The sequence below is a fragment of the Micromonospora sp. MW-13 genome (assembly GCF_003434305.1).
Lineage (GTDB): Bacteria > Actinomycetota > Actinomycetes > Mycobacteriales > Micromonosporaceae > Micromonospora.
This window is the reverse complement of record NZ_QKKX01000040.1, coordinates 1-1,540: the sequence shown is the minus strand read 5'-3', so window position 1 is coordinate 1,540 and position 1,540 is coordinate 1. Positions and strand designations below refer to the sequence as shown.

Here is a 1,540-nt window from a genome sequence, read left to right as displayed (position 1 = left end):
TCAGGCGAAGCAGTTGGGGATGTGGCCGGTGCAGTTGGTGGGGTCGTTGTCGATGACGATGGATTCGTCGTCGAGGCGGACGGTGCCGTCGTTGTTGACGATGCCGCCGGCGATGTCGTAGGGCTTGTTGGTGTCGGTGGCGGTGTTCTTGGTGACCTTGGTGTTGATGATGTTGACTCGGCCGCGGTTGTTGAAGATGCCGCCGCCGTTGCCGGCGGTGTTGCCCTTGACCTCGCTGTTGCGGAGGGTGAGGGTGGCGCGGTTGTCTTTGTTGGGGCCGGGTTTGAGGTCGGGGTCGCCGTTGAAGATGCCGCCGCCGCGTCGGCCGGCGGTGTTGCCGCGGATGGCGCTGTCGTCGATGGTGGCGCTGCCGCGGTCGTTGTTGTCGTCGTTGTCGTGTTCGTTGGTGGTCTTGGGCTTGTTGGTGGTGCTGGTGTTGAAGACGCCGCCGCCGTCTTGGCTGGCTTTGTTGTTGTCGATGGTGACGTGGCGGAGGTGGAGGTTGGTGTTGGTGGCGTAGACGCCGCCGCCGCTGTGGCAGGCGGTGTTGTCCTTGATGTCGGTGGAGGTGATGTCGAGGAAGCCGTTGGCGGTGTAGATGCCGCCGCCGTTGTGGTCGGCCTTGTTGTTGTGGATGGTGCTCTTGGTGATTTCGACGGTGCCGGTGGCGGTGGTGCCGATGGCGATCTTGGGTTCGTAGGTGTTGCCGTTGGCGATGCCGCCGCCGTTCTTGCCGGCGGTGTTGTTGCCGATGCGGGTTTCCTTGAGTTTGAGGATGCCGGCGTTGAAGATGGCGCCGCCGTTGGCCTTGGCGTGGTTGTTGTCCACGGTGGTGCGGTCGAGCAGGACGCGGCCGAAGTTGGCGATGGCGCCGCCGTTGCCGCTGGCGTTGTTGTTGAACAGGTTGCTGTCTTCGAGGATGGCGGTGCCGCCGGGCTTGACGAGCAGTGCGCCGCCGTCGGCGCCCTCGTCGTAGGTTCCGGGCCAGTCCCCACCCGGCCCGCCAGGCATTCCCGGCCCACCAGGCATCCCCGGCCCACCAGGCATCCCCGGCCCGCCAGGCATCCCCGGCTCAACCGGGTTGGTTCCTGGCGTGCTCGGCGCGGCTCCTTCGGCCACCGGCGCGGCGGCTGGCCCCGGCTTGGCGGCCGTGGGTGGGGTGGTGCCTCCGGGTGTGGTGGGCCAGGGCTCGGGTTCGTGCTTCTTCTCGCGGGCGGCGTTGCCGTCCTTGAGGGTGACGTCCTTGAGGGTGAGTTCGCCGCCCTCGCCGACGGTGAAGATGCGGAAGGCGTCCTTGGAGTCGCGCTTGATGACGGACTTTTCGCCCTTGATGGTGATCCGTTGGCGGATCGTGGGCAGGGCCGAGCCGTTCTTGCGGTCGTGGTCGCCCAGTTCGTACTTGCAGTCCCGGGCCAGCTTCAGCGTGCCGCCCAGCTCGTTGTTGGCCCGTACCACCGCTTCGACCAGCGCGTCGTCGTCGCAGGGCACCTCACGGACCCGGCCCTCCTCGTCACGCTCACCCCGACGGTCCCGGTCCTTG

At 66.9% G+C, this 1,540-nt stretch carries 1 protein-coding gene; it reads right to left on the bottom strand.

Annotated elements, in window-relative coordinates:
- On the bottom strand, window positions 1-1,488 hold the full coding sequence (locus C5N14_RS32715) for a hypothetical protein (protein WP_128763613.1): 1,488 nt from the start codon (window positions 1,486-1,488) through the stop codon (window positions 1-3).
- Between the last annotated feature and the right edge of the window lie 52 nt (window positions 1,489-1,540).